Annotated in this window: 26 protein-coding genes; 9 read left to right on the top strand and 17 right to left on the bottom strand. The window is 70.5% G+C overall.

From position 1 onward, the window contains the following. Positions 1-220: 220 nt before the first annotated feature. The 4 genes from ACZ5U5_RS24730 to ACZ5U5_RS24745 all read right to left on the bottom strand — a co-directional run bounded on the left by ACZ5U5_RS24730 (position 221) and on the right by ACZ5U5_RS24745 (position 3,961). On the bottom strand, positions 221-1,057 hold the full coding sequence (locus ACZ5U5_RS24730; protein ID WP_469025417.1) for a MetQ/NlpA family ABC transporter substrate-binding protein: 837 nt from the start codon (positions 1,055-1,057) through the stop codon (positions 221-223). A 75-nt stretch (positions 1,058-1,132) separates the two neighbouring features. Next, entirely contained in the window at positions 1,133-1,852 is a 720-nt protein-coding gene (locus tag ACZ5U5_RS24735) for a methionine ABC transporter permease (RefSeq protein WP_365820970.1), read from the bottom strand. Further along, complete coding sequence (locus tag ACZ5U5_RS24740) at positions 1,849-2,907, bottom strand: methionine ABC transporter ATP-binding protein (protein WP_469025420.1); 1,059 nt, start codon at positions 2,905-2,907, stop codon at positions 1,849-1,851. Before ACZ5U5_RS24740 ends, ACZ5U5_RS24735 begins: the two co-directional genes overlap by 4 nt. 406 nt (positions 2,908-3,313) lie before the next feature. Next, positions 3,314-3,961: an HAD-IA family hydrolase gene (locus ACZ5U5_RS24745; RefSeq protein ID WP_469025423.1), complete on the bottom strand. Its 648-nt coding sequence runs from the start codon at positions 3,959-3,961 to the stop codon at positions 3,314-3,316. A gap of 92 nt (positions 3,962-4,053) precedes the next feature. On the opposite strand from ACZ5U5_RS24745, the gene ACZ5U5_RS24750 reads away from it, so the two are divergent. Together ACZ5U5_RS24750 and ACZ5U5_RS24755 are read left to right on the top strand one after the other, a co-directional pair. After that, positions 4,054-4,413: a hypothetical protein gene (locus ACZ5U5_RS24750; protein WP_469025425.1), complete on the top strand. Its 360-nt coding sequence runs from the start codon at positions 4,054-4,056 to the stop codon at positions 4,411-4,413. A gap of 1 nt (position 4,414) precedes the next feature. Further along, positions 4,415-4,837 (top strand): hypothetical protein, encoded by a 423-nt coding sequence (locus ACZ5U5_RS24755; RefSeq protein WP_469025427.1) that lies wholly within the window; start codon positions 4,415-4,417, stop codon positions 4,835-4,837. On the opposite strand, the gene ACZ5U5_RS24760 is transcribed toward ACZ5U5_RS24755, so the two are convergent. From ACZ5U5_RS24760 to ACZ5U5_RS24770, 3 genes are all read right to left on the bottom strand, one after another. Next, positions 4,834-5,337: a GNAT family N-acetyltransferase gene (locus tag ACZ5U5_RS24760; RefSeq protein ID WP_469025430.1), complete on the bottom strand. Its 504-nt coding sequence runs from the start codon at positions 5,335-5,337 to the stop codon at positions 4,834-4,836. The genes ACZ5U5_RS24755 and ACZ5U5_RS24760 overlap by 4 nt on opposite strands. A 37-nt stretch (positions 5,338-5,374) precedes the next feature. Beyond that, positions 5,375-5,890 (bottom strand): RNA polymerase sigma factor, encoded by a 516-nt coding sequence (locus ACZ5U5_RS24765; protein WP_469025432.1) that lies wholly within the window; start codon positions 5,888-5,890, stop codon positions 5,375-5,377. Between the two features lie 89 nt (positions 5,891-5,979). Continuing rightward, positions 5,980-7,146 carry a glycerophosphodiester phosphodiesterase gene (locus tag ACZ5U5_RS24770; RefSeq protein ID WP_469025433.1) on the bottom strand — a complete coding sequence of 389 codons (1,167 nt, stop codon included), beginning with the start codon at positions 7,144-7,146 and terminating at the stop codon, positions 5,980-5,982. A 455-nt stretch (positions 7,147-7,601) separates the two neighbouring features. On the opposite strand from ACZ5U5_RS24770, the gene ACZ5U5_RS24775 reads away from it, so the two are divergent. Further along, positions 7,602-8,222, top strand: a complete 621-nt coding sequence (locus ACZ5U5_RS24775; protein WP_469025436.1) for a lysophospholipid acyltransferase family protein — start codon at positions 7,602-7,604, stop codon at positions 8,220-8,222. A 327-nt stretch (positions 8,223-8,549) separates the two neighbouring features. Here ACZ5U5_RS24775 and ACZ5U5_RS24780 read toward each other — a convergent pair whose 3' ends face one another. The 4 genes from ACZ5U5_RS24780 to argH form a co-directional block, all read right to left on the bottom strand. Further along, the gene (locus tag ACZ5U5_RS24780; RefSeq protein ID WP_469025438.1) at positions 8,550-10,088 is read right to left on the bottom strand and encodes an MFS transporter; all 1,539 of its coding nucleotides are present in this window, start codon (positions 10,086-10,088) and stop codon (positions 8,550-8,552) included. Then, the gene (locus tag ACZ5U5_RS24785; protein ID WP_469025441.1) at positions 10,085-10,636 is read right to left on the bottom strand and encodes a TetR/AcrR family transcriptional regulator; all 552 of its coding nucleotides are present in this window, start codon (positions 10,634-10,636) and stop codon (positions 10,085-10,087) included. The genes ACZ5U5_RS24780 and ACZ5U5_RS24785 overlap by 4 nt, the downstream gene beginning before the upstream one ends. Positions 10,637-10,719: 83 nt before the next feature. Continuing rightward, positions 10,720-11,694, bottom strand: coding sequence for an aldo/keto reductase (locus ACZ5U5_RS24790; protein WP_469025443.1), 975 nt, complete (start codon positions 11,692-11,694; stop codon positions 10,720-10,722). 125 nt (positions 11,695-11,819) lie between these two features. After that, positions 11,820-13,250, bottom strand: a complete 1,431-nt coding sequence (gene argH / locus ACZ5U5_RS24795; protein ID WP_469025445.1) for an argininosuccinate lyase — start codon at positions 13,248-13,250, stop codon at positions 11,820-11,822. A gap of 150 nt (positions 13,251-13,400) precedes the next feature. On the opposite strand from argH, the gene ACZ5U5_RS24800 reads away from it, so the two are divergent. The 3 genes from ACZ5U5_RS24800 to ACZ5U5_RS24810 all read left to right on the top strand — a co-directional run bounded on the left by ACZ5U5_RS24800 (position 13,401) and on the right by ACZ5U5_RS24810 (position 15,805). Further along, positions 13,401-13,988 carry a pyridoxamine 5'-phosphate oxidase family protein gene (locus ACZ5U5_RS24800; RefSeq protein WP_469025448.1) on the top strand — a complete coding sequence of 196 codons (588 nt, stop codon included), beginning with the start codon at positions 13,401-13,403 and terminating at the stop codon, positions 13,986-13,988. Between the two features lie 3 nt (positions 13,989-13,991). Next, positions 13,992-14,705 (top strand): L,D-transpeptidase family protein, encoded by a 714-nt coding sequence (locus tag ACZ5U5_RS24805; protein ID WP_469025450.1) that lies wholly within the window; start codon positions 13,992-13,994, stop codon positions 14,703-14,705. A 134-nt stretch (positions 14,706-14,839) separates the two neighbouring features. After that, positions 14,840-15,805 (top strand): bile acid:sodium symporter family protein, encoded by a 966-nt coding sequence (locus ACZ5U5_RS24810; RefSeq protein WP_469025453.1) that lies wholly within the window; start codon positions 14,840-14,842, stop codon positions 15,803-15,805. Between the two features lie 36 nt (positions 15,806-15,841). Here ACZ5U5_RS24810 and ACZ5U5_RS24815 read toward each other — a convergent pair whose 3' ends face one another. The 5 genes from ACZ5U5_RS24815 to argC are packed head-to-tail and all read right to left on the bottom strand — an operon-like array spanning position 15,842 to position 20,738. Then, positions 15,842-16,396 carry an arginine repressor gene (locus ACZ5U5_RS24815; protein ID WP_363312737.1) on the bottom strand — a complete coding sequence of 185 codons (555 nt, stop codon included), beginning with the start codon at positions 16,394-16,396 and terminating at the stop codon, positions 15,842-15,844. A 7-nt stretch (positions 16,397-16,403) separates the two neighbouring features. Beyond that, on the bottom strand, positions 16,404-17,612 hold the full coding sequence (locus ACZ5U5_RS24820) for an acetylornithine transaminase (RefSeq protein ID WP_469025455.1): 1,209 nt from the start codon (positions 17,610-17,612) through the stop codon (positions 16,404-16,406). Further along, on the bottom strand, positions 17,609-18,562 hold the full coding sequence (gene argB / locus ACZ5U5_RS24825; RefSeq protein ID WP_469025458.1) for an acetylglutamate kinase: 954 nt from the start codon (positions 18,560-18,562) through the stop codon (positions 17,609-17,611). Before argB ends, ACZ5U5_RS24820 begins: the two co-directional genes overlap by 4 nt. After that, positions 18,559-19,713, bottom strand: a complete 1,155-nt coding sequence (gene argJ / locus ACZ5U5_RS24830) for a bifunctional glutamate N-acetyltransferase/amino-acid acetyltransferase ArgJ (RefSeq protein ID WP_469025460.1) — start codon at positions 19,711-19,713, stop codon at positions 18,559-18,561. The genes argB and argJ overlap by 4 nt, the downstream gene beginning before the upstream one ends. Further along, the gene (gene argC, locus ACZ5U5_RS24835; protein ID WP_469025463.1) at positions 19,710-20,738 is read right to left on the bottom strand and encodes an N-acetyl-gamma-glutamyl-phosphate reductase; all 1,029 of its coding nucleotides are present in this window, start codon (positions 20,736-20,738) and stop codon (positions 19,710-19,712) included. Before argC ends, argJ begins: the two co-directional genes overlap by 4 nt. Positions 20,739-20,931: 193 nt before the next feature. Here argC and ACZ5U5_RS24840 point away from each other — a divergent pair, with 193 nt between their 5' ends. The 3 genes from ACZ5U5_RS24840 to ACZ5U5_RS24850 all read left to right on the top strand — a co-directional run bounded on the left by ACZ5U5_RS24840 (position 20,932) and on the right by ACZ5U5_RS24850 (position 23,083). Further along, on the top strand, positions 20,932-21,405 hold the full coding sequence (locus tag ACZ5U5_RS24840) for a VOC family protein (RefSeq protein ID WP_469025465.1): 474 nt from the start codon (positions 20,932-20,934) through the stop codon (positions 21,403-21,405). A 116-nt stretch (positions 21,406-21,521) separates the two neighbouring features. Beyond that, positions 21,522-22,508: an aldo/keto reductase gene (locus tag ACZ5U5_RS24845; RefSeq protein ID WP_469025468.1), complete on the top strand. Its 987-nt coding sequence runs from the start codon at positions 21,522-21,524 to the stop codon at positions 22,506-22,508. A 47-nt stretch (positions 22,509-22,555) separates the two neighbouring features. Next, positions 22,556-23,083, top strand: coding sequence for a DUF6314 family protein (locus ACZ5U5_RS24850; protein WP_469025470.1), 528 nt, complete (start codon positions 22,556-22,558; stop codon positions 23,081-23,083). Here ACZ5U5_RS24850 and ACZ5U5_RS24855 read toward each other — a convergent pair. Continuing rightward, positions 23,034-23,474 carry a GNAT family N-acetyltransferase gene (locus tag ACZ5U5_RS24855; RefSeq protein WP_469025472.1) on the bottom strand — a complete coding sequence of 147 codons (441 nt, stop codon included), beginning with the start codon at positions 23,472-23,474 and terminating at the stop codon, positions 23,034-23,036. The two genes, ACZ5U5_RS24850 and ACZ5U5_RS24855, sit on opposite strands and share 50 nt — an antisense overlap. Positions 23,475-23,493 lie beyond the last annotated feature (19 nt).

Below are 23,493 nucleotides of genomic sequence, written 5' to 3' on the forward strand. Positions count from 1 at the left end.
CGGGGGGGGGGGGGGGGGGGGGGGGGGGGGGGGGGGGGGGGGGGGGGGGGGGGGGGTTGTGGGGGGGGGGGGGGGGGGGTGGGGGGGGGGGGGTGGGGGGGGGGGGGGGGGGGGCCCCCCCCCCCCCCCCCGCTGCCCGAGCCGGATCCGTTGCCGCACGCGGTCAGGCCGAGCGTGAGGGCGAGTGCTCCCGCGGCCGCGATGACGGGCGTACGCATGATCAGAACGCCGCGACGACGGCGCCGTCGTACTTGTCGTCGATGAACTTCTTGACCTCGGGCGAGGTGAGGAGCTTGGCGAGCTTCTTCACGCGCGGGTCGTTCTCGTCGCCCTTCTTCACGGCGAGGAAGTTGCCGTAGGGGTTGCCCTTGGCGGGCTCGGCGACGAGGGCGTCCTTGGCCGGGCTGAGCTTGGCCTCAAGGGCGTAGTTGCCGTTGATCACCGCGGCGTCGACGTCACCGAGGGAGCGGGGCACCTGGGCGGCCTCGATCTCCTTGAACTTGAGGTTCTTCGGGTTCTTCGAGACGTCCTTGGGGGTCGCCTCGTAACCGACGCCCTTCTTGAGCTCGATCAGGCCGTTGTCGGCCAGGAGCTTGAGCGCTCGGGCCTCGTTCGTGGTGTCGTTCGGGAGCGCGACCGTGGCGCCCTTCTTGAGGTCGTCGAGCTTCTTGACGCTCTTGGAGTACACGCCGAGCGGCTCCAGGTGCACCGTCGCCTTCGGGACGGGCACGATGTCCGTGCCGTTCTTCTTGTTGAAGTCGTCCAGGTACGGCTTGTGCTGGAAGTAGTTGGCGAAGACCTCGCCCTGCTCCACGGCGGTGTTCGGCGTGACGTAGTCGGTGAACTCCCGCACGTCGAGGTCGAGACCGGCCTTCTTCGCCAGGTTCTTCTTGACGTAGTCGAGGATCTCGCCCTGCGGCGTGGGGGTGGCGGCGACGATGAGCGGGCCGTCCTTGTCCCCGGCGGCGGAGCCCTTGTCGGAGCCGCAGGCCGAGAGCCCGAGGGCGAGGGCTCCGGCGGCGAGGACAGCGGTGGTGATCTTGGCGGTGTTACGCACGAAAAGTGCCTTTCTCCATGGGTGGTACGCCCCGCGATGGGATGTGCGGGGTGAGTTTCGGGAAGCCTTCGGTGGTCAGGAAGCCTTCGACGGCGCGAGCTTGAGGAAGCGCAGGCGCGGTGCGGCGCCCGAGTGGCCGCCGCGCCGGTGCAGCCTGCGGGCCGCGTAGTCGCCCGCGAACTGGATGATCGAGATGACGACGGCGAGGACGCCGACGGTGATCCACATCAGCTCGGTCTCGAAGCGCTGGTAGCCGTAGCGGATCGCGATGTCGCCGAGGCCGCCCGCGCCGACGGCGCCGGTGATGGCCGAGTAGCCGAGGATCGTGACGATCGTCGTGGTCGTGCTGGAGATCAGCGACGGCAGCGACTCCGGCACGAGCACCTTGCGTACGACGGTCCAGGTGTTGCCGCCCATCGACTGCACGGCCTCGACGAGGCCGCCGTCGACCTCGCGCACCGAGGTCTCCACGAGGCGCGCGAAGAACGGGATGGCGCCGATCGCGAGCGGCACGATGGCGGCCTCGCGGCCGATCGTCGTGCCCGTGATCCAGCGCGTGAGGCCCATCAGCGCGACCATGAGGATGATGAAGGGCATCGAGCGCGCGATGTTCACGATCTGCCCGATGAGCTTGTTCACGACCGTGTTCTGCAGCAGCCCGCCGCGGTCGGTGAGGACAAGCAGGATGCCGAGCGGAAGTCCGGCGACGACGGCTATCAGCGTCGACCAGCCGACCATGTAGAGGGTGTCCCAACAGGCCTGCTCCAGCAGGGGCTGCATCTCCGACCAGGTCACTTGGCACCTTCCTTGACCAGCAGCGTGGCGTCCTTCGGCGTGCTCACGGGGTCTTCGCCCGCGATATCCACCTGCAGTCCCTGCTCGCGCAGGAAACCGATCGGCACGACGTTCTCCTCGAAGCGTCCGGGCAGCTCGATGCGCATGCGGCCGACCTGCTTGCCCGCGACGGTGTCCATCGCGGCGCCGAGGATCGAGATGTCGATGTTGTACGTGCGCGACAGCTGGGAGATGACGGGCTGGGTCGCGGCCTCGCCGTGGAAGGTCACGTCGACGACGGTGCGGTTGTCGCCCGTGGTGTCGCCGCTGACCGGGAAGAGCGCGGCGGCCAGCTCGGAGCCGGGCGTCGCGAGCAGCTCGGTGACGGTGCCGGACTCGACGATCCGCCCGTTCTCCATGAGGGCGGCCGAGTCGCAGACGCTCTTGACGACGTCCATCTCGTGCGTGATCAGCAGGACGGTCAGGCCGAGCTGCTGGTTGAGGTCGCGCAGGAGCCCCAGGATGGAGCGGGTGGTCTCCGGGTCGAGGGCGCTGGTCGCCTCGTCCGAGAGCAGCACCTTCGGGTCGCCGGCGAGCGCGCGGGCGATGCCGACGCGCTGCTTCTGGCCTCCGGAGAGCTGCGCCGGGTAGGACTTCGCCTTGTCGGCGAGGCCGACCAGGTCGAGCAGTTCCAGGGCCTTGCGGGAGCGCTCGGCGCCGCTGAGGCCGAGGATCTCCAGGGGCAGCTCGATGTTGTCCTTGACGGTGCGCGAGGACAGCAGGTTGAAGTGCTGGAAGACCATGCCGATGCGGCTGCGCGCCCGGCGCAGGTCCTTGCTCGCACGGCTGCCGCGCCCCGCGAGGGCGGTGAGGTCCTGGCCGCCGACGCTGACGGTACCGGCGGTGGGGCGCTCCAGGAGGTTCACGCAGCGGATCAGCGAGGATTTACCGGCGCCGGACTGGCCGATGACGCCGTACACCTCGCCTTCGCGGACATGCAGATCGACGCCGTCGAGGGCAGTTACTTCACGACCGCGTGAGCGGTAGACCTTGGTCAGGCCGGAAGTGGTGATCACAGGGGTTTCCGTCACTGTCGAGTGCGCGGCGCGGTTCTCGCCGGGCACGGGGCATTCGTGGGGAACGCGGCACGGTTTCTCGCGGTGGCGAAAAGAACCGGAGGAGGTGTGCGCGGGGCAGGCTCGCGTCCTACGTCTCGTCCGCCGGTAAGGCGTACGTGGCACAGGGGCGCGGCACAGCGGCTTCGCTTCGGGGCGCGATGCTCAGGAGTGGTGCGGGGGCCCTCAGAAGGCGCACATTCGACACATACAACGAGCACCGGGCGTCGTGATCGCCTCGGTCGCAGGGGTGCGGCTGCTCGTCGTGGTCATGTGGACCAGTAAAACACGCGTGCGGTCACGCACCGCCACGGCTGTCCGGTATACGGACAGCCGGTGGACAGGTGCGGGCGTCGGGGGTGACCGCTCAGCCCGCGGCGGTGATCTCCACGCCGCCCTCGGTGGCCTGTGCGGACACGGCCGAGAGGTCTTTCACGACGACATCGGCGCTGAGCTCGGCGGCAGTGTGTGTTGTGGTCAACGCCACGGTGGTCATCCCGGCCGCGCGTCCCGCCGTGAGACCCGCGGGCGCGTCCTCGAAGACCACGCAGCGCGCCGGGTCGACGCCCAGCTTCGCGGCCGCGAGCAGGAAGGGCTCCGGGTCGGGCTTGCCGCGCGTGATGTCGTCGGCGGCGATCACCATCTCGGCGTCGATGCCGACCTCCGCGAGCCGGGCCTCCGCGAGGCGCCGCCCGGCCGAGGTGACGACGGCCCAGCGCTCGGGCGGCAGGGATTCCAGCAGCTCCCGGGTGCCGGGAAGGAGCACGACGCCGCCCGCGACGTCCGAGACCTCGAGCTCCTCGATGCGGGCGACGGCCTCGGCCACGCGCTCGGCGGGCAGCATGTCGGCGACGATCTCGGCGGCGGGGCGGCCGTGCAGCTCGACCCGGGCGAATTCCTGTGCGCTGATCCCGTACTCCTGCGCCAGACGCGTCCAGCAGCGGTACACCGACTCCATCGAGGAGATGAGGGTGCCGTCGTTGTCGAACAGGAGCGCTTCAGCGTGGATCTTCATGATGTCCGAGCGTACGGGGCACCCCGGGGGTGCGCGCACGGGGCCTTAGGGGTGCGCGCATCGGGTCATAGGGCCCGTAATAAAGTCACGGCATGCTTGTTGCCCTGACGATCGCGACCGCCGTGGCTGCGCTCGCGCTCGCCGCGTGGTGCGGCTTCGCCGCCTACCGGGACCAGCCGACCAAGGACTGGCACTTCATCGGCATGGGCGTGGTGACCTTCCTGGCCACGGTCCAGCTGATCGTCGGCATCGTCCAGCTGGCCCGTGGCGAGAAGCCCGATCAGGGCATGACGATCTTCATCGCGTATCTGATCGGTTCCTTCGCCTGCATCCCGGCGGCGGGCTTCATGTCCCTTGCCGAGCGCACCCGCTGGGGCTCCATCACGGTCGCCGCGGGTGGCGTGGTCCTGGCCGTGCTCCAGGTGCGGCTCTACGACATCTGGGGAGGCTGAGGTGACGGTGACCGAACCCGAGCGGCAAAAGCAGAGGCTCATCACCGGGCCGGGCATTCTCCTCGTGTGGCTGTACGGGGTGATGGTGGTCGGTGCCGTTTCGCGCTCGGCCGTGCAGATCTCGGCGGACTTCCACAAGGCCCCGCTCGCGTACACGCTGTCCGCGCTCGCGGGTCTCGTCTACGGCTTCATCACGTACTCGCTCGTGCGCGGCGGCGAGAAGGCCCGCAAGGCGGCGCTGGTGTGCTGCGCCGCCGAGCTGGTGGGCGTCCTGGCGGTGGGGACGTGGACGCTCGTCGAGCCGTCCGCCTTCCCCGACGCCACGGTGTGGTCGGACTTCGGAATGGGCTATCTGTTCATCCCGGTGATCCTCCCGATCACGGCGATCTTCTGGCTGAACAAGGCGCGGAGGGCGGGGCGCTAGGCCCTGGCCACATACGCCTGCGCGGCGGACTCCTTGGCGAGCGTGACCAGCGTGAGCCGGTCGTTCACGTGCCGGGTGTTCACGGCCGCATAGCCATGCTTGCGGTAGAGCTGGAGGTTCTGTTCGCTGCGGTGGCCGCTGCAGAGCTGGAAGCACTTGGCGGTGCCGCCCGCGCCCAGGCGCCCCTCTATCGCGTTCAGGAGCCGGCCGCCCAGGCCGTGGCGCTGCATCCTGGGGTGGACGATGAGTTTCTCGATCCGCGCCGTTCCGTCGGCGTCGACCGTGCCGCGCACCGACGCGACCACCTCGTCCCCGAGGCGGGCCACCAGCACGTTCCCGGTGGTCAGTTCGGCCTTGATGGAGTCGAGGGACTGCGTGAGCGGCTCGATGGAGTAGTCGCCGTACAGCTCGGCCTCGCTCTGGTAGCACAGGTACTGCAGTTTGAGGATCTTCTCGGCGTCCTGCCCGCCCGCCTCCGAGATGGTCACGCTCATGCCCATGTGTGCATGCCTCCCGCTCACCTGCTCCGCCGGTTGTCTATCGCTCCATTCCCCACGGGTCAGGAGCTGCAACCTCCGCCGCGAGCATTCTGCGCAGGCATCCCAGGCAACGGGAACGTTCAGGCCCCAGGCTGCCCTGTGACATTCCCAACTCACCTGCGATCTCCCGGTAGGTGAGGTCCTTGGGGGACAGGAGCGCCGCCATGAGACCGGGGCAGCGGCCGGGCAGCTTGCGCACCGCCGCGTGCAGGGTGCGGTCGCGGTCGGCCCGCAGGGCGCGCTGCTCGGGCCCGCACTCGGAGTCGTCGGCGGGCTCGGCCGCGTACGCCACCTCTCGCTCCTGTGTACGCCGGCTGCGGCGCGCCTCGGAGGCGACTGCGGCGCGCAGCCAGGTGGCCGGGTCGGCGGGTGGGTCGGCGGCGTCCATGCGTTCCAGCAGGCGCAGCCAGACGGCCTGTTCCAGATCACCGGGGTCGGCGCCGGAGCCGTACGCCGCGGCGGAGGCCTCGGCGGCGAGGAGCGGGCGCAGCGTGGGGATGAGCGAGTGAGTCATGCAGGGCGGAGTCATGCAAGGCGTGACGCGGCCGCCCCGGCAGGAGGTTGCCGGGGCGGGCGTCTGTCACCCCAACCGGGGCCGGGTGGTCAGCCGTTGACGAAGTCCTCGCGGGCGAGCAGCGCGGTGTCGCAGTTGTCGGAGAAGATCCCGTCGATGCCCGTCTCGAAGTACGCCTTGAAGGCCCCGAAGGCGTCGCCGTATGCCGCCGGGTCGGTGCCCTTCCTGAAGTTCGCGGGCAGGAAGGTGTTCTCGTTGCGCATCGTGTACGGGTGCAGGATCAGGCCCGCCTTGTGCGCGTCCTCGACCAGGGTGGTCGGGGTGCCGAGGCTGCCGTCCGGCTTCCTCGGGATGATCAGGTCGAGCGTGGGGCCGATGCCCTGGGCGAACGACGCCATCCACTTCAGGCCCTCGGGCTTGATGAGGTCGGCGACGGTCCGCGGGTCGCCCGCCTCGACGAAGTCCCAGGGGCGCGAGGCCGCGGAGGACAGGAGCACCACGAGCGGCGGGTCGACCAGCTTGTTCAGGCGCTGGATGCTGCTGGGCTCGAAGGACTGCAGGAAGTTGGGCGAGCTCTTCTTGTGCCGGCCGTACTTGCGCAGGAGCTTGGCGAGCGGCTCCTCCAGGCCGAGGCCCAGCTTGCGGAAGTACGTGGGGTGCTTGGTCTCGATGTGCAGCCAGATGCGCTTGCCGCGCTCACGTCCCTGCTTGTCGGCCCACCGGAAGACCTCCTCCAGGGTGGGCACCTCCCAGCGGCCGTCGTAGAGGGTGTTGCGCTGGCGGGTGCCGGGGATGCGCTCCTTGGCGCGCAGCGTCTTCAGCTCGGCGAGCGTGAAGTCCTCGGTGAACCAGCCGGTGTACGAGGTGCCGTCCACGGACTTGGTGGTCTTGCGGGACGCGAACTCGGGGTGCGCGGCGACGTCCGTCGTCGCGGTGATGTCGTTCTCGTGACGGCACACGAGATGGCCGTCCTTGGTGGGCACGATGTCCTGCTCGATGACGTGCGCGCCCATGTCGAGGGCCAGCTGGTAGGCGCCGAGCGTGTGCTCGGGCCGGTAGCCGCTGGCGCCGCGGTGCGCGACGACCGTGGGCACCGGCAGGTCTCTGTGCCCGTGCCCGTGCCTGGCGTCGGCTCTCGCCACGCCGGGCAGTCCCACGACGGCCGTGCCCGCCCCGAGGACCGCCGCTCCCAGTACCGCGCGTCGCCCCGGGCTCCGCTCCCCCGACCCCGACCGACCCGACTTCTGTGTGGCCATTGAGCGCTCCTCCCGATGTACTGCCTTGCACCTGACAAAGCGGCACGATCGTAGGTGGCCCCACGTGACGGACGGGAGACCCTGGACCGAACGTAAGGGTGACGCCGGATGGCGACTGGTGTGCGGGGTGGGGTCCTTTCGGTGGGCATCGGTACGGCGCGTACCGCTCGGAACTCCGTGGCAGCGCGTGACTTCGCTGCGTGACAAGGGCCACTAGGACGCGCCACATGGGGCACACGGGGATAACGTCGTCACAGGGAGAGCGGTCCGAGGGCTACACCACGCACCTGCATGTCAACTCTGCGTATCCAGTGCGTGAACCCGATGTGCGGTGAGCGGGGACCCGCGAGTATCGTCCTCACCTGCACATACTCGTCGTCGACCCGTTGACACCGGAGGGCCCGTTGTCCCGTCTCGCGCTCATCAAGGCTGTGCTCGGACCGATCTTGCGTCTGATGTTCCGCCCTCGGGTGGAAGGCGCCGAGAACATTCCGGGCACCGGCCCGGTCATCATGGCCGGAAATCACCTCACGTTCATCGACTCGATGATCATGCCCCTCGTGTGCCCGCGTCCGGTGTACTTCATCGGCAAGGACGAGTACGTCACGGGCAAGGGGTTCAAGGGCCGCCTGATGGCCTGGTTCTTCACCGGCTCCGGCATGATCCCCGTGGACCGCGACGGCGGCCACGGCGGTGTCGCCGCGCTGATGACCGGGCGGCGCGTCCTGGAGGAGGGCAAGCTCTTCGGCATCTACCCCGAGGGCACCCGCTCCCCCGACGGCCGCCTGTACCGCGGCCGTACGGGGATCGCCCGGCTGACCCTCATGACCGGTGCGCCCGTCGTCCCCTTCGCGATGATCGGCACGGACAAGCTGCAGCCGGGCGGCAAGGGCCTGCCGCGTCCGGGCCGCGTGACGGTGCGCTTCGGTGAGCCGATGGAGTTCTCGCGCTATGAGGGCATGGACCGCGACCGCTATGTGCTGCGCGCCGTGACGGACTCCGTGATGACGGAGGTCATGCAGCTCTCCGGTCAGGAGTACGTGGACATGTACGCCACGAAGGCGAAGGCGGCGTAGCCCGGGGCACGGTCTTTGGCAGTGCGCCCGCCCTGGCACCGGGGTTCTCTCCCGGTGCCAGGGCGGGCGTTCCGCTTTCCCCGTCGTTCGTCGCCTGCGGGCCGCCTGCGGGCCGCCTGCGGGCCGCCTGCGGGCCGCCTGCGGGCCGTCGCGCAGTTCCCCGCGCCCCTTACTGGCCACGTCGATGGCTCGCCCCGGCGCTGGGCGGGCGTCCACCCTCCCGTCGTTCGTCGCCTGCGGGCCGCCTGTGGCTGAGCGCGCAGTTCCCCGCGCCCCTTACGGGGCCCGCCTGTGGCGGAGCCGCACGATGTCACAGACCCGCGCCCCTTACGGGGCGCCGTCCTCCAGCTTTGAGCCCTTCAGGAGGAACCAGGCCGCCACGGCGGTGGCGATGAGTACTCCTGCGCCCACGCCCGCCGCCAGGCGCAGGCCGTCGACGAAGGCGTCCTGGGCCGAATGCAGCATGGCCTGCGCCTCGTGGGCGGGCAGGCTCGCGGAGGATTCCACCGCGCCGCCCAGTGACTCGTGGGCGGCCGATGCCACCTCGGGTGGGGTGCCCGCCGGGGCGGTGAAGTCGCGGTAGACGCCGGTGACGATGGAGCCGAGCAGGGCGATGCCCAGGGCGGCGCCCAGTTCGTACGCCGTCTCGGAGACCGCGGACGCGGCACCCGCCTGCTCCTTGGGCACGCTGGAGAGGATGACGTCGGCGGTCACCGTGAACGAGAAGCCCGCGCCGATGCCGACGACCAGGAGCGAGGCCCCGAGCAGCGGATATCCGGTGCTCTGTTCCAGCGTGGTGAGCGCCGCCAACGCGATGCCCACCGCCGCGAGTCCGCCGGCCACCACCACGCGCACGGAGAACCGCCGCGCGACCATGCCCGCGATCAGACCGGCCGCCACCGCGCCCACCGCGGCAGGCAGTTCGGCAAGGCCCGCCTCGAACGGCCGCCGCCCCTGGACCAGTTGCAGGAACTGGGAGAGGAAGAAGACCAGGCCCGAGAGCCCGAGCACGGTGAGGAGGTCGGCGAGTACCGCCCCGGAGAACCCCCGGTTGCGGAAGAGACGCATGTCCAGGAGAGGCGCCGTCAGGGTGAGCTGGCGCCGCACGAACCAAGTGAGCGCCGCCACGCCGAGCACGGCCGACGCCCCGATGTCCCAGCGGATGCCGTGCGCCGCCGCCTCCTTGATGGCGTACACGACGGCGATCATGCCGATGAGCGAGAGCACGACGCTGACCAGGTCCCACGGGCCCGGCGCCGGGTTCTTCGACTCGGGCAGGAACTTGATGCCGACGACGACCAGGACCGCCATCACCGGCAGGTTGATCAGAAAGACCGAGCCCCACCAGAAGTGTTCGAGCAGGAAACCGCCGACGACAGGACCGACGGCCGCGCCGGCCGACGCCATCGCGCCCCAGATGCCGACCGCGAGGCTGCGCTCGCGGGGGTCGTGGAAGATGTTGCGGATCAGCGCCAGCGTGGACGGCATCAGCGTCGCACCCGCGACACCGAGCAGCGCGCGGGCCAGCATGAGCAGCTCGGGCGTGGTCGCGTAGGCGTTCAGGACCGAGACCGCGCCGAAGGCGACGGCGCCGATCAGCAGGAGCTTCTTGCGGCCGATGCGGTCACCGAGGCTGCCCATCGAGACCAGCAGACCCGCGATGACGAACGAGTAGATGTCGCCGATCCACAGCAGCTGCGTGCCGGTCGGCTTGAGGTCCTCGCTGATGTATGGCGTGGCGAGGCCGAGCACCGTCGCGTCCACGGCGACGAGCAGTACGGCCAGGACCAGCACGGCGAGCGCGAGCCAGCGGCCGGGGCTGCGCTCGACCTCCGCCGACGCGGTCCGCTGTTCGATGCTGGTCATGGTTCCACTCTCCGTTGCGCGCCGCCGATCAGCAGCTCGGCGATCATGTGTGTGAAGTCCTTGGCGGCCACGCGGCCGTCCAGTACGGCCCAGGCGCCCGCGCCGATGAGGCCGTACAGCGCCTCCGTGAGCCAGACGGGGCTCAGGTCGATGCGGAACTCGCCGCTCTCCTGGCCGCGCCGGAAGAGCGCGCCGATGCTGTCGTCGAGCCGGGACCAGCCCTCGTACTGGGCGTCGTCCTCGAACAGCTGGTTCTCGGTGACGAGGAACGCGAGCAGGCCCGCGGCCGGCTGGATCTCCTTCACCAGGCGGCGCAGCGCCTCCTGGGCGCTGTCCTCGCCGACCCTGGCCGCTTCGAGGGCGACCTCGCACTCCTGGATGCCGAGCTCCTCCAGGGCGCGTACGAGAGCGTCGCGCCCGGCGAAGTGGCGGTGCAGGGTGGCACGGCTGATCCCCGCCGCGCGCGCCACTTCGTCCATCGTGGCCGAGCCCTTGCGGGTGAGGAGCGCCGCGGCGCTGCGCAGCACCTGATCGCGATCGACTGACATGAGACAACCATAAGCCATGTGAGACAAATTTGTCTCACGAGATACGTGCGCCTCTCAGCGGAGGGGCGACCTCCGGGGTTTTCTCAGTTCCAGGGCAGTTGCCCGCGCCGCTCCCAGTACGCGGCGGGCTCCTCCACCAGACCCCCGAGCCGCTCCAGCTGCCCGGCGTCGAGATCCACCGCCGCCGCGTGCAGGTTGGAGACGAGCTGGACCGAGGTGGCGGCGCCGGAGAGGACCACGCCCGCCCACGGCTGCCGGAGCACTAGGGCCAGGGCGACGGCGTCGCAGCCGAGCCCGGTGGCTTCGGCGGTCTCGCGCAGGGCGGCGGGAGCCTGCGGGCCGGCGAGGCGGCCGTTGGCCATGGCCTCCTTGACGAGCACGGTGAGCCCCGCGTCGTGGGCCTCGGCGAGCGCGGGGCCCGCCGACGTCTCCAGGACGTTGTACGTCGCCTGGACCGTACGGAAGAGCGGCTCGCCGTCGACGGTCACTTCGAGCGCGGCGCGGATCGCGGCCGCCTGCTGAGGGCCACTGACGGAGAGTCCGACCGTCACGCCCGTGGACGCCAACTCGGCCAGCCTGGACTGCAGTTCCTTGTCGGTGAGGGCGGGGCTCTCCGGAGTCACGGAGTGGATCTGGTAGAGGTCGAGCCGTTCGCCGAGCAGCTGGGCGCTCTCCTCGCGCTGGCGGACGTACGCGGCGAGGCTGTGGTCCTTGACCTCGTGCGGGCCCGCGGCGTCGGCGTTCCACGCGGCCGTGTACGTGTAGCCCCACTTGCTGCCGATCACGACGTCGTGGATGTCGGGCCTGGCGTGCAGCCAGTCGGCGAGGAACTCCTCGGAGCGGCCGTAGGAGCGCGCCACGTCGATGTACCGCACGCCCAACGCGTAGGCGGCGTCCAGGAGTTCGAGGGTGCGTTCGCGCAGGGCCTCGACGCTGCGGGAGGGCGGCAGGTCGGCCTCGCGGCCGAGCGTGATGTAGCCGGGCCTGCCGACGGCGGCCAGGCCGAAGCCGATGTGGGCGGTGGGGGTGGTCGCTGCGGCCAGACGTGCGAAAGGCATCGCGGGCTCCGTTCGGTCGACTCCTTCGGCTCCTTGCGAAGACGACCAACGTAACCCGCGATGCCCACGTCAACGCGGCACGCGCTGCCCCTGCGGCACTTGCGCGCCGCGACACCGCTCCTGCGTCACTTGCGCGCCGCTGCCCACTCCTGCTGGACCGTCAGGTCTGCCTTGACCTCGGCGAGCTGGGCGGCGACGGCCGAGGGGGCGGTGCCGCCGCGGCCGTCGCGGGACGCCAGGGCGCCGGGGACGTTCAGGACGGTGCGGACCTCGGGGGTCAGGTGCTCGGAGATCTTGGCGAACTGCTCGTCCGTGAGCTGGTCGAGCTCGATGCCGTGCGCCTCGCACTCCTTGACGCACTCGCCCGCGACCTCGTGCGCCACACGGAACGGCACACCCTGCTTGACCAGCCACTCGGCGATGTCCGTGGCGAGCGAGAAGCCGGCCGGGGCCAGCTCCGCCATGCGCTCGCGGTGCACGGTGAGTGTCGCCATCATGCCGGTGAAGGCGGGCAGCAGGACTTCGAGCTGGTCGCAGGAGTCGAAGACCGGCTCCTTGTCCTCCTGGAGGTCGCGGTTGTACGCGAGCGGGAGCGCCTTGAGCGTGGCCATGAGGCCGGTCAGATTGCCGATGAGCCGCCCGGACTTGCCGCGCGCCAGCTCGGCGATGTCCGGGTTCTTCTTCTGCGGCATGATCGACGAGCCGGTCGAGAAGGCGTCGTGGAGCGTGACGAAGGAGAATTCCTTCGTGTTCCAGAGGATGATCTCCTCGGCGATCCGGGAGAGGTTCACGCCGATCATCGCGGTGATGAAGGCGAACTCCGCCGCGAAGTCCCGGGACGCCGTCCCGTCGATGGAGTTGGCGGCCGAGCCGCGCTCGAAGCCGAGGTCCGCGGCGACGGCCTCCGGGTCGAGACCGAGCGAGGATCCCGCGAGCGCGCCCGAGCCGTACGGCGACACGGCCGTCCGCTCGTCCCACTGCCGCAGGCGTTCCGCGTCCCGGGAGAGTGACTGGACGTGCGCGAGGACATGGTGCGCGAAGAGCACGGGCTGGGCGTGCTGGAGGTGCGTACGACCGGGCATGGCGACGTCCGGGTGCGCCTCGGCGAGGCCGACGAGCGCGCCCTGGAGGTCGGCGATCAGGCCGCCGATGACGCGGGCGTGGTCCCGCAGATACATCCGGAAGAGCGTCGCCACCTGGTCGTTCCGCGAGCGTCCCGCGCGCAGCTTGCCGCCGAGGTCCGCACCGAGGCGCTCGAGGAGGCCACGCTCCAGGGCGGTGTGGACGTCCTCGTCGGCGATGGTGCCCACGAAGGAGCCGTCGGCCACATCGGCCTCGAGCCGGTCGAGGCCGTCCAGCATGCGGGTCAGTTCGTCCTCGGTGAGCAGCCCCGCCTTGTGGAGCACGCGCGCGTGGGCGCGGGACCCGGCGATGTCGTACGGCGCGAGGCGCCAGTCGAAGTGGACCGACGCCGACAGCTTGGCCAGGGCCTCGGCCGGGCCGTCCGCGAACCGGCCGCCCCAGAGCCGGACGTCACCGCCGTTCTTGCTGCTCACTTCACGTACTCCTTAGCCTGCAATCGCCGTCATGCATGAGTATGCAGAACTCCGTATGTTTCGTCAATCCAGCTGTGGCGTGCGGCGGTGCGTGGGGCCGTGAGCGAAGTCATTAGACAGGCGAAGTATCCCGGCGAATAATCCCTGCCCATGGGAAAGACTCACGCACGCATCGACGGCAGACTCCGCTCCTTCATCGAGGCTCAACCCGTCTTCTTCACCGCCACCGCACCGCTGGCCGACGACGGCACGATCAATCTCTCCCCCAAAGGCCTCACCGGCTCCCTCGCGGTCATCGACGATCTCACCCTCGCCTATCTGGACTTCGCGGGCAGCAACGCGGAGACGGTCGCGCATCTGCGGGAGAACGGCCGCATCACGCTGATGTGGACCGCCTTCCAGGGGCCGCCGAACATCGTTCGGGTGCACGGGCGCGGCGAACCCGTCTTCCGCGACGATCCGCGCTGGGCGGAGCTGCTCGGGCACTTCCCCGACATAGACCCGACCCCGCACGGCCTGCGCGCCATCATCGTCGTGCGGGCCGAACTCATCCGCGACACCTGCGGATACGCGGTGCCCTTCATGTCGTACGACGAGGACCGCGACCTGCACGCCAAGCGCTTCGCCCGCGAGGACGACGCGTCGCTGAACGCCTACTTCACCAAGAAGGAGTACATCGCACAGAGCATCGACGGCCTGCCCGGGCTGCCGCTGCCCTTGCCCCCCACTACGGTCTGAGCCATGCGCCCCCGTGCCGCCGTTCTCGCCTCCGCAGCCGCCCTCGTGCTCGCCGTCACCGGAACCCTCGGGGCCGCCCCGGGCACGGCCCCACCGCTGCCGGACCGGATGGCCGACACGGGCGGCGGCAGCCAGCTCATCACCGCCGAGGCCGCACGCACCGGCTCCACCACCGGCACCGTCACCTGGTGGGACCGGAGCGGCGGGCGCTGGACGAAGACCGGGTCAGTGGCGGCACGGTTCGGTGCGAACGGCCTTGCGGAGGGCGGCTCCCGCAAGCAGGGGACGAACACGACCCCCACCGGGCTCTTCCGCCTCCCGTACGCCTTCGGGATCATGGCCGAGCCGTCGGGCACGACCTATCCGTACCGCCGGGTCGCGAAGAACTCCTGGTGGTGCCAGGACAACGACTCCCGTTCCTACAACCGCTGGACCCAGCCGCGCCCCGCCGACTGCCGCGCCGCCGAGTCCGAGCACCTCATCACGTACGACCCCCAGTACACGCACGCCCTCGTGATCGGCTTCAACTACGACCGCCCGGTGCGCGGCCGCGGCGCCGGGATCTTCCTGCACGTCAACGGCCGCGGGGCGACGGCGGGTTGCGTGTCCGTGCCGGGCGGGGCCATGGCCCGCATCCTGAGCTGGGCCGAGCCGGAACGACGGCCGCACATGGCGATCGGGACGGCGTCGGGGGCGACCGACATCACTCGGTACTGAGCGGCCGCGCCGGACTGCTCGATCACTCAGGACCGCCAGGCCGTGCCGGACTGCCCGCCCGCGCCAGCTCCGTGTAGCGACCACATATCGAGACGGGTTTGCGTCCGTGCCGCGCGGCGGCGTTGCATCGCCGGGTGCAAACCGAACAGACGATCCCCAGTTCAACGGAGAGCGGCGACAGGGCGGCCCGCCTCGCCGTCACGGTCTTCCCCGTCCTCGTGCTCGCCGCGGGCGCGCTCGGCCTGATGACGCCGGACACCTTCAAGGGCTGGGGCACGAACGTCCCGTACCTCCTGGGGCTCGTGATGTTCTGCATGGGGCTCACCATGACCCCGCTCGACTTCCAGGGCGTCGTCAAGCGGCCCTGGGCCGTCGCGCTCGGCCTGGTCGCGCACTACGTGATCATGCCGGGGCTCGGCTGGCTGATCGCCCACGCGCTCGGGCTCTCGCCCCAGCTGGCGGCCGGTGTGATCCTCGTGGGCTGTGCGCCGAGCGGGACCGCGTCCAACGTCGTGACCTACCTGGCGCGCGGCGATGTGGCCCTGTCCGTCTCGGTGGCCACCGTCTCGACCGTGCTCGCCCCGCTCATCACTCCGCCGCTGACACTGCTCCTCGCGGGCGAGTACCTGCCCGTGGACGCGGGGTCGATGGTCACCGACATCCTCAAGACCGTGCTCCTTCCGGTCCTCGCCGGTCTCGTCGTGCGCCTGCTGTTCGGCCGCTACATCGGGCGGGTGCTCAGCGCGCTTCCGTGGCTGTCCGCGCTGACCATCGCCGTCATCGTGGCCGTGGTGGTCGCGGGCAGCGCGACAGCCATCAAGTCCGCCGCCCTGCTGGTGTTCGTCGCCGTCGTCCTGCACAACGGCCTCGGCCTCGCGCTCGGTTACGGCGCGGGCAAGCTGGCCCGGCTCGGCCCGCCCGCGTCGCGGGCCATGGCCTTCGAGGTCGGCATGCAGAACTCGGGGCTCGCGGCGTCGCTCGCCACCGCCCACTTCAGCCCGCTCGCCGCACTGCCGGCCGCCGTGTTCTCCGTGTGGCACAACGTCTCGGGGGCGCTGGTCGCCGCGTGGATGTCGCATCGGGCGCGGCGGACGGGCTGAGGCCCTCAGCCCGTCCGGCCCAAGGCCAGGGCCCGGCTAGTGTTCGTTCGAAGCCAGCCGCAGCAAGTGATCGGCCAGCGCCTGGCCCCCCATGGCCTCCCTGCTGATCAGCATCAGGGTGTCGTCGCCCGCGATCGTGCCCAGGATGTCGTGCAGTTCCGCCTGGTCGATCGCCGAGGCGAGGAACTGGGCGGCGCCCGGCGGCGTCCGCAGGACGACCAGATTGGCCGAGGCCTCGGCGGAGATGAGCAGCTCCGCCGAGAGGCGGCGCATCCGCTCCTCCTTGGCGGACTCGCCCAGCGGCGCGCGCGGCGTGCGGAAGCCGCCCTCGCTCGGCACCGCGTAGATGAGGTCGCCCTCGGCGTTGCGGATCTTCACGGCGTTCAACTCGTCCAGGTCCCGCGAGAGCGTCGCCTGGGTGACCGTCAGCCCGTCGTCCGCCAGCAGCTTCGCCAGCTGGCTCTGGGAGCGCACCGGCTGCCGGTTGAGGATGTCCACGATCCGGCGGTGGCGTGCGGTGCGGGTCTGCGGCACGGCGGGCCCGGCGTGATCCGGGTGTTCCGCGTGCTCGTTGCCTTGCGCCTGGCTCATCGTCGTCTCATTCTCCGGATCGTCCGTCCCCGTCGGCCGTGGTGGCCTGGTCAAGCACGCCTGGCAGGGCCCCGATGAGCGCGTCCACCTCGTCGTCGCGCACGTTCAGCGGCGGCATCAGCCGTACGACGTCAGGGGCGGGCGCGTTCACCAGGAAGCCGGCGTCCTGAGCCGCCTGCTGCACCTGGGGCGCGAGCGGCTCGGTGAGCACGATACCCAGCAGCAGGCCCGCGCCCCGGACATGGCCCACCAGCGGGTGCCCGAGTGACTCGATTCCGTCGCGCAGCTTCTCGCTCGCCCGCTTCACGTTCTCCAGGAGTCCGTCGGCCTCGATCGTGTCGAGCACCGCGAGTCCCGCGGCGCACGCCACCGGGTTTCCGCCGAACGTCGTTCCGTGGTGACCGGGCTTGAGGAGCTCAGCCGCCGCGCCGAACGCGACCGTCGCGCCGAGCGGCAAGCCACCGCCCAGACCCTTTGCGAGCGTGACGACATCGGGCTGCACGCCCTCGTGTGCGAGGTACTCGAACCAGTGGCCCGTACGGCCGATTCCGGTCTGCACCTCGTCGAGGACGAGGAGGGTTCCGGTGGCCTTGGTGATGTCGCGGGCGCCCTTGAGGTAGCCCGCGGACGGCACGACCACGCCGTTCTCGCCCTGGATGGGTTCGATGACGACGAGAGCCGTCTCTTCGGTGACCGCTGCCCGCAGGGCCTCGACATCGCCGTACGGGACGTGGGTGACGTCGCCGGGGAGCGGCAGGAACGGCTCCTGCTTGCCGGGCTGGCCGGTGAGCGCGAGCGCGCCCATGGTCCGGCCGTGGAAGCCGCCGTCCGTGGCGACCATGTGCGAACGCCCGGTCAGGCGGCCGATCTTGAAGGCGCCTTCGTTGGCCTCGGCGCCGGAGTTGCAGAAGTACACCCGGCCTTCGCGCCCGAAGAGCTGGAGCAGCCGCTCCGCGAGCGCGACCGGCGGCTCGGCGACGAAGAGGTTCGAGACGTGGCCGAGGGAGGCGATCTGGGTGCTGACGGCCTCGACGATCGCCGGGTGCGCGTGGCCGAGCGCGTTGACCGCGATGCCGCCGACGAAGTCGACGTACTCCTTGCCGTCGGCGTCCCAGAGCTTGCTGCCCGCGCCGCGGACGAGGGGCAGCCTGGGGGTGCCGTAGTTGTCCATCAGCGCGTCCTGCCAGCGCTTGGTCAGCTCCTCGTTGCCGGTCATGCCGCTTCCCCCTCGGTCGCTTCGTCGGGCGCGTCCGGCACGACCATCGTGCCGATGCCCTCGTCGGTGAAGATCTCCAGCAGGATCGAGTGCTGGACCCGGCCGTCGATCACGCGGGCCGTCTCGACGCCGTTGCGCACGGCGTGCAGACAGCCCTCCATCTTCGGGACCATGCCGCTGGCCAGCTCGGGCAGGAGCTTCTCCAGCTCCTTGGCGGTCAGGCGGCTGATCACCTCGTCGCTGTTCGGCCAGTCCTCATAGAGGCCCTCGACGTCCGTGAGGACCATGAGGGTCTCGGCGTCCAGCGCAGCCGCAAGTGCCGCAGCCGCCGTATCAGCATTGACGTTGTAGACATGTCCGTCGTCCTGGGAGCGGGCGATCGAGGAGACGACCGGGATACGGCCGTCCGCGAGCAGCGCCTCGATGGCGCCGGTGTCGATCTCGGTGATCTCGCCGACGCGGCCGATGTCTACCAACTCGCCCTCGATGCGGGGCTGGTGCTTGGTGGCGGTGATGGTGTGCGCGTCCTCGCCGGTGAGGCCGACGGCGAGCGGACCGTGCTGGTTGAGCAGGCCGACCAGCTCGCGCTGGACCTGTCCCGCGAGCACCATCCGTACGACGTCCATGGCCTCCTCGGTGGTGACGCGCAGGCCCGCCTTGAACTCGCTGACGATGCCGTGCCGGTCGAGGGCCTTGCTGATCTGCGGGCCGCCGCCGTGCACGACGACAGGCCTGAGCCCCGCGTGGTGCAGGAAGACGACGTCCTGCGCGAAGGCGGCCTTCAGTTCCTCGTCGACCATGGCGTTGCCGCCGAACTTGATGACGACGGTCTTGCCGCGGTGCCGGGTCAGCCAGGGCAGCGCCTCGATGAGGATCTGCGCCTTGGGGAGCGCGGTGTGCTTCCGCGCGGTCGGATTGCCGCTCGTGTTGCTGTTCGTGTCGCCGCTCATGAGCTGTACGCGCTGTTCTCGTGGACGTAGTCGGCGGTGAGGTCGTTGGCCCAGATCACGACCGGCTCCGCGGTGCCTGCCGCCAGATCCGCGGTGATCTTGATTTCCCGGTACCGCATGTCGACGAGGTCGCGGTCCTCGCCCACGCTGCCGTTCTTGCAGACCCATACGTCGTTGATCGCGACGTTCAGCTGGTCGGGCTCGAAGGCGGCCTTCGTCGTTCCGATGGCGGAGAGCACGCGGCCCCAGTTGGGGTCCTCTCCGTGGAGGGCGCACTTGAGGAGGTTGTTGCGGGCGATGGAACGGCCCACCTCGACGGCGTCGTCCTCGGAAGCGGCGTTGACCACCTCGATACGGATGTCCTTGCTCGCGCCCTCGGCGTCACCGATGAGCTGGCGTGCGAGGTCGTCACAGACGGTACGGACGGCCTCGGCGAACTCGGCATACTCCGGGGCGACTTGAGACGCACCGGAGGCGAGAAGCAGCACCGTGTCGTTCGTCGACATGCAGCCGTCGGAGTCGACGCGGTCGAAGGTGACCTTCGTGGCGTCCCGCAGGGCCTTGTCCAGGACGTCGGCTTCGAGGTCGGCGTCCGTGGTGAGGACGACGAGCATCGTGGCGAGGCCGGGGGCGAGCATGCCCGCGCCCTTGGCCATGCCGCCGACGGTCCAGCTGTCCTTGGTGACCACGGCCGTCTTGTGCACGCTGTCGGTGGTCTTGATGGCGATGGCGGCCTTCTCGCCGCCGTGCGCGGAGAGTTCACCGGCCGCGCTCTCGACTCCCGGCAGGAGCTTGTCCATGGGGAGGGTGACGCCGATGAGTCCGGTCGACGCCACGGCGACCTCGCCCGCGTTCAGATCGAGGGTCTCGGCGACCTTCTCGGCGGTGGCGTGCGTGTCCTGGAAGCCCTGCGGACCCGTACAGGCGTTGGCGCCACCGGAGTTGAGGACGACGGCCGACACAAGTCCGCCCTTGACGACCTGCTCCGACCAGAGGACGGGGGCGGCCTTGACGCGGTTGGAGGTGAAGACGCCCGCGGCGGCCAGGCGGGGCCCGGTGTTGACCACGAGGGCCAGGTCCGGGTTGCCGTTCTCCTTGATCCCGGCGGCGATGCCCGTCGCCGTGAATCCCTTAGCTGCCGTCACACTCACGGCGCGACTCCGATCGTAGAGAGCCCGGTGGCCTCGTCGAGGCCGAGGGCGATGTTCATGCTCTGCAGGGCGCCGCCCGCGGTGCCCTTGGTGAGGTTGTCGATGGCGCTGATCACGATGACGCGCCCAGCCGCCTCGTCGTACGCGACCTGGATCTGCACGGCGTTCGAGCCGTACACGGCGGCGGTCGCGGGCCACTGCCCCTCGGGGAGCAGCCGGACGAAGGGCTCGTCGGCGAAGGCCTTCTCGTACGCGGCCCGCACGCTCTCGGCGGTGACTCCCGCCTTCGCCTTCGCGCTGCACGTGGCGAGGATGCCGCGGGGCATCGGGGCCAGCGTGGGCGTGAAGGAGACCGTGACGGGGGTGCCCGCGGCGGCGGAGAGGTTCTGGATCATCTCGGGGGTGTGCCGGTGGACTCCGCCGACGCCGTACGGCGACATGGAGCCCATGACCTCGGAGCCGAGCAGATGCGGCTTGGCGGCCTTGCCCGCGCCCGAGGTCCCGGAAGCGGCGACGACGACCGCTTCGGCCTCGGCGAGCCCGGCGGCGTACGCGGGAAAGAGCGCGAGCGAGACGGCGGTGGGATAGCAGCCGGGCACCGCGATGCGCTTGGCCCCTTCGAGGGCCGCGCGGGCACCGGGCAGCTCGGGCAGGCCGTAGGGCCAGGTCCCGGCATGCTCACTGCCGTAGAACTTCTCCCAGTCGGCGGCGTCCGTGAGCCGGAAGTCGGCGCCCATGTCGACGACGAGGACGTCCGGGCCGAGCTGCTCGGCGACGGCGGCGGACTGGCCGTGGGGCAGGGCGAGGAAGACGACATCGTGACCGGCGAGCACCTCGGCGGTGGTCGGCTCCAGGACACGGTCGGCGAGCGGCATCAGATGCGGCTGCAGCGCACCCAGACGCTGGCCCGCGTTCGAGTTGCCGGTGAGGGCGCCGATCTCCACCTCGGGGTGGACGAGCAGCAGACGCAGCAATTCACCGCCCGCGTACCCACTCGCTCCTGCCACTGCTGCACGTACCGCCATGGAACCCTCCTCTTGGATGGCATGACTATACGCGTGGCCGCAGTTTTATGCAACGAAAGCCGGAGTGCGCGCGGGCGATGAGTTCCCGCGGGAGCGAGGGTCACTACAGGCAGACGCACAGCAGACGCAGACGCAGACGCACAGCGCAGACGCCCACCGCATACGCACGCCACGCCGACGACAGGAGAGAGTCATGCCCCGCATCACGCCCACCCTCTGGTTCGACACGCAGGGCGAGGACGCCGCCAGGTTCTACGTGTCGGTCTTCCCGAACTCGAAGATCACGAACGTCGCCCACTACGGCGAGGCCGGGCCGCGGCCGGCCGGGACCGTGATGACCGTCGACTTCGAGCTGGACGGTCTGCCGTACCTGGCGCTCAACGGCGGCCCCCAGTTCACCTTCAACGAGGCGGTCTCCTTCACGATTGAGTGCGCCGACCAGGAAGAGGTCGACCACTACTGGACGAAGCTCTCCGAGGGCGGCGAGGAAGGCCCCTGCGGCTGGCTCAAGGACAAGTTCGGTCTCTCCTGGCAGGTCGTCCCCGCCGCCCTGGGCGAGCTCGTGTCCGACCCCGACGAGGCACGGGCGCAGCGCGCCATGGCGGCCATGCTCGGCATGAAGAAGATCGACGTGGCGGCGCTGTACGCGGCGGCGGACCGGAAGTGACGGCAGTGAACGTCCCAACGTCCGCGCAAATGGTTTGACTTGGAGCTGACTCCAGCTCCTAGGGTCGGAGCCGTCCGCCCTTACACGGGCACACGGCTCCACCTGGAGGTACCGGCATGACCAGCATTCCCGCCCGCCGTCTCGGTGCACTGACCGTCTCGGCGCAGGGGCTCGGCTGCATGGGGATGAGCCACGCGTACGGCGCCTCGGACGACGCGCAGTCGATCGCGACGCTCCACCGCGCCCTCGACCTCGGCGTCACCCTGCTCGACACGTCCGACTTCTACGGCGAGGGGCACAACGAAGAGCTGATCGGCCGCGCGCTGGCCGGCCGCCGCGAGCAGGCTGTCCTCGCCACGAAGTTCGGCTTCGCCAACCGCCTCGGCGAGCCGACGCGGATCAGGGGTGACGCCGCCTACGTACACCAGGCGTGCGACGCCTCGCTGCGGCGGCTCGGGGTCGACCACATCGACCTGTACTACCTGCACCGCGTCGACCAGGACGTGCCCATCGAGGAGACCGTCGGCGCGATGGCCGAGCTCGTCGAGGCCGGGAAGGTACGTCACCTCGGGCTCTCCGAGGCGAGCGCGCAGACGATCCGGCGGGCCCACGCGGTGCATCCGATCGCAGCGCTGCAGAGCGAGTGGTCGCTGTGGACGCGGGACCTGGAGGCGGAGATCACGCCGGTCTGCCGCGAGCTCGGCGTCGGCATCGTGCCGTTCTCGCCGCTCGGCCGCGGTTTCCTGACCGGGCGCTACACCTCCGTCGCCGGTCTCCAGGAAGGGGACATGCGGCGCAGCCAGCCGCGGTTCGCCGACGGGAACCTGGAGCGCAACCTGCCCATCGTCACCGCCCTCAACAAGCTGGCCGAGGAGAAGGGTGTCACCGCGGGGCAGCTCGCCCTCGCCTGGGTGCAGCACCGCGGCGACGACGTGGTGCCGATCCCGGGCACGCGCCGGGAGAAGTACCTCACGGAGAACCTGGGCGCGCTCGCCGTCGAGCTCTCCGCCGAGGAGCTCGCCGCCATCGACGCGGCGGCACCGGCGGGGGCGGTCGCCGGGACGCGGTACGACGAGAGCAGCCTCGGATTCATCGACAAGTAGACATCCCGGGGCGCAGGCCGGGGACGGTGGCCGCGTAGCCTGCGGGCATGCGCTTTCCGGATGAAGCAGCCACGCACGACGGCACGCGACATGGCGTGCCGGACGTGCTTGCGTACCTGGCCGGGACCTGGCAGGTGGAACGGACGGCGCGGGATCTGGCGGGCAAGGCGGAGGGGCGCTTCTCGGGCACGACGGTGTTCACCCCGTCCGACGGCGGCGGCCTCCTGAGCCACGAGTCCGGCACCTTCACCTGGCGCGGCACTCCCCGCCCCGCCGAACGCACCCTTCGCTTCGTGCCGGGTGACGACCCGGCCACCGCGCACGTCCTGTTCGCCGACGGCCGCCCCTTCCACGACCTGGACCTGCGCACCGGCAGACACACCGCCGACCACCCGTGCGGACTCGACCTATACCGCGGCGAGTTCGAGGTCTACGACGAGCACTGCTGGCGCATGCGCTGGCGGGTCGCGGGCCCCGCCAAGGACCTGATCCTCACGACGACGTACACGCGACCCCGCGAATCCATCACTGCAGGCCGAGCGCCATCCAGTTCTCCGGGGCCTCGAGGGCGCTGAATCCCGCCTTCTCGTACACCCCGTGCGCATCGGCCGTGGCCAGCAGGATGCGGCGCAGACCGCTCGGCTCCAGATGGTCCCTGACCGCGGTCACGAGCGCGCTCCCCATGCCCTTGCCGCGCGCCGTCCGGTCGACGTACACGTCGCAGAGCCAGGCGAAGGTCGCGTGGTCCGTGACCACACGGGCGTACGCGACCTGCTCGCCGGAAGCCGCTTCGTAGACCCCGAAGTTGAGCGATGCGGCGATCGCCCGGTCCTGCTTCTCGCGGGAGCGCCCCATCGCCCAGTACGCGTCCGTGGAGAGCCACTGGTGTACGCGGGCGGCATCGAGCCGGGCCGCGTCGGTGGACATCTCGTACCCGGCGGGGAGCCTGTGGTGTGCGTCGGTCATGGCCGCAAGCCTCGCAGCC

The sequence above is a fragment of the Streptomyces sp. NPDC033177 genome (assembly GCF_055577715.1).

Excerpts from the sequence above, each read along its gene's own strand:
- ACZ5U5_RS24745 (WP_469025423.1), bottom strand. The coding sequence starts at position 3,961 with ATGAAGATCCACGCTGAAGCGCTCCTGTTCGACAACGACGGCACCCTC.
- ACZ5U5_RS24750 (WP_469025425.1), top strand. The coding sequence starts at position 4,054 with ATGCTTGTTGCCCTGACGATCGCGACCGCCGTGGCTGCGCTCGCGCTC.
- ACZ5U5_RS24760 (WP_469025430.1), bottom strand. The coding sequence starts at position 5,337 with ATGGGCATGAGCGTGACCATCTCGGAGGCGGGCGGGCAGGACGCCGAG.
- ACZ5U5_RS24765 (WP_469025432.1), bottom strand. The coding sequence starts at position 5,890 with ATGACTCACTCGCTCATCCCCACGCTGCGCCCGCTCCTCGCCGCCGAG.
- ACZ5U5_RS24770 (WP_469025433.1), bottom strand. The coding sequence starts at position 7,146 with ATGGCCACACAGAAGTCGGGTCGGTCGGGGTCGGGGGAGCGGAGCCCG.
- ACZ5U5_RS24775 (WP_469025436.1), top strand. The coding sequence starts at position 7,602 with ATGTTCCGCCCTCGGGTGGAAGGCGCCGAGAACATTCCGGGCACCGGC.
- ACZ5U5_RS24780 (WP_469025438.1), bottom strand. The coding sequence starts at position 10,088 with ATGACCAGCATCGAACAGCGGACCGCGTCGGCGGAGGTCGAGCGCAGC.
- ACZ5U5_RS24785 (WP_469025441.1), bottom strand. The coding sequence starts at position 10,636 with ATGTCAGTCGATCGCGATCAGGTGCTGCGCAGCGCCGCGGCGCTCCTC.
- ACZ5U5_RS24790 (WP_469025443.1), bottom strand. The coding sequence starts at position 11,694 with ATGCCTTTCGCACGTCTGGCCGCAGCGACCACCCCCACCGCCCACATC.
- ACZ5U5_RS24800 (WP_469025448.1), top strand. The coding sequence starts at position 13,401 with ATGGGAAAGACTCACGCACGCATCGACGGCAGACTCCGCTCCTTCATC.
- ACZ5U5_RS24805 (WP_469025450.1), top strand. The coding sequence starts at position 13,992 with ATGCGCCCCCGTGCCGCCGTTCTCGCCTCCGCAGCCGCCCTCGTGCTC.
- ACZ5U5_RS24815 (WP_363312737.1), bottom strand. The coding sequence starts at position 16,396 with ATGAGCCAGGCGCAAGGCAACGAGCACGCGGAACACCCGGATCACGCC.
- ACZ5U5_RS24820 (WP_469025455.1), bottom strand. The coding sequence starts at position 17,612 with ATGACCGGCAACGAGGAGCTGACCAAGCGCTGGCAGGACGCGCTGATG.
- argB (WP_469025458.1), bottom strand. The coding sequence starts at position 18,562 with ATGAGCGGCGACACGAACAGCAACACGAGCGGCAATCCGACCGCGCGG.
- argC (WP_469025463.1), bottom strand. The coding sequence starts at position 20,738 with ATGGCGGTACGTGCAGCAGTGGCAGGAGCGAGTGGGTACGCGGGCGGT.
- ACZ5U5_RS24840 (WP_469025465.1), top strand. The coding sequence starts at position 20,932 with ATGCCCCGCATCACGCCCACCCTCTGGTTCGACACGCAGGGCGAGGAC.
- ACZ5U5_RS24845 (WP_469025468.1), top strand. The coding sequence starts at position 21,522 with ATGACCAGCATTCCCGCCCGCCGTCTCGGTGCACTGACCGTCTCGGCG.
- ACZ5U5_RS24850 (WP_469025470.1), top strand. The coding sequence starts at position 22,556 with ATGCGCTTTCCGGATGAAGCAGCCACGCACGACGGCACGCGACATGGC.
- ACZ5U5_RS24855 (WP_469025472.1), bottom strand. The coding sequence starts at position 23,474 with ATGACCGACGCACACCACAGGCTCCCCGCCGGGTACGAGATGTCCACC.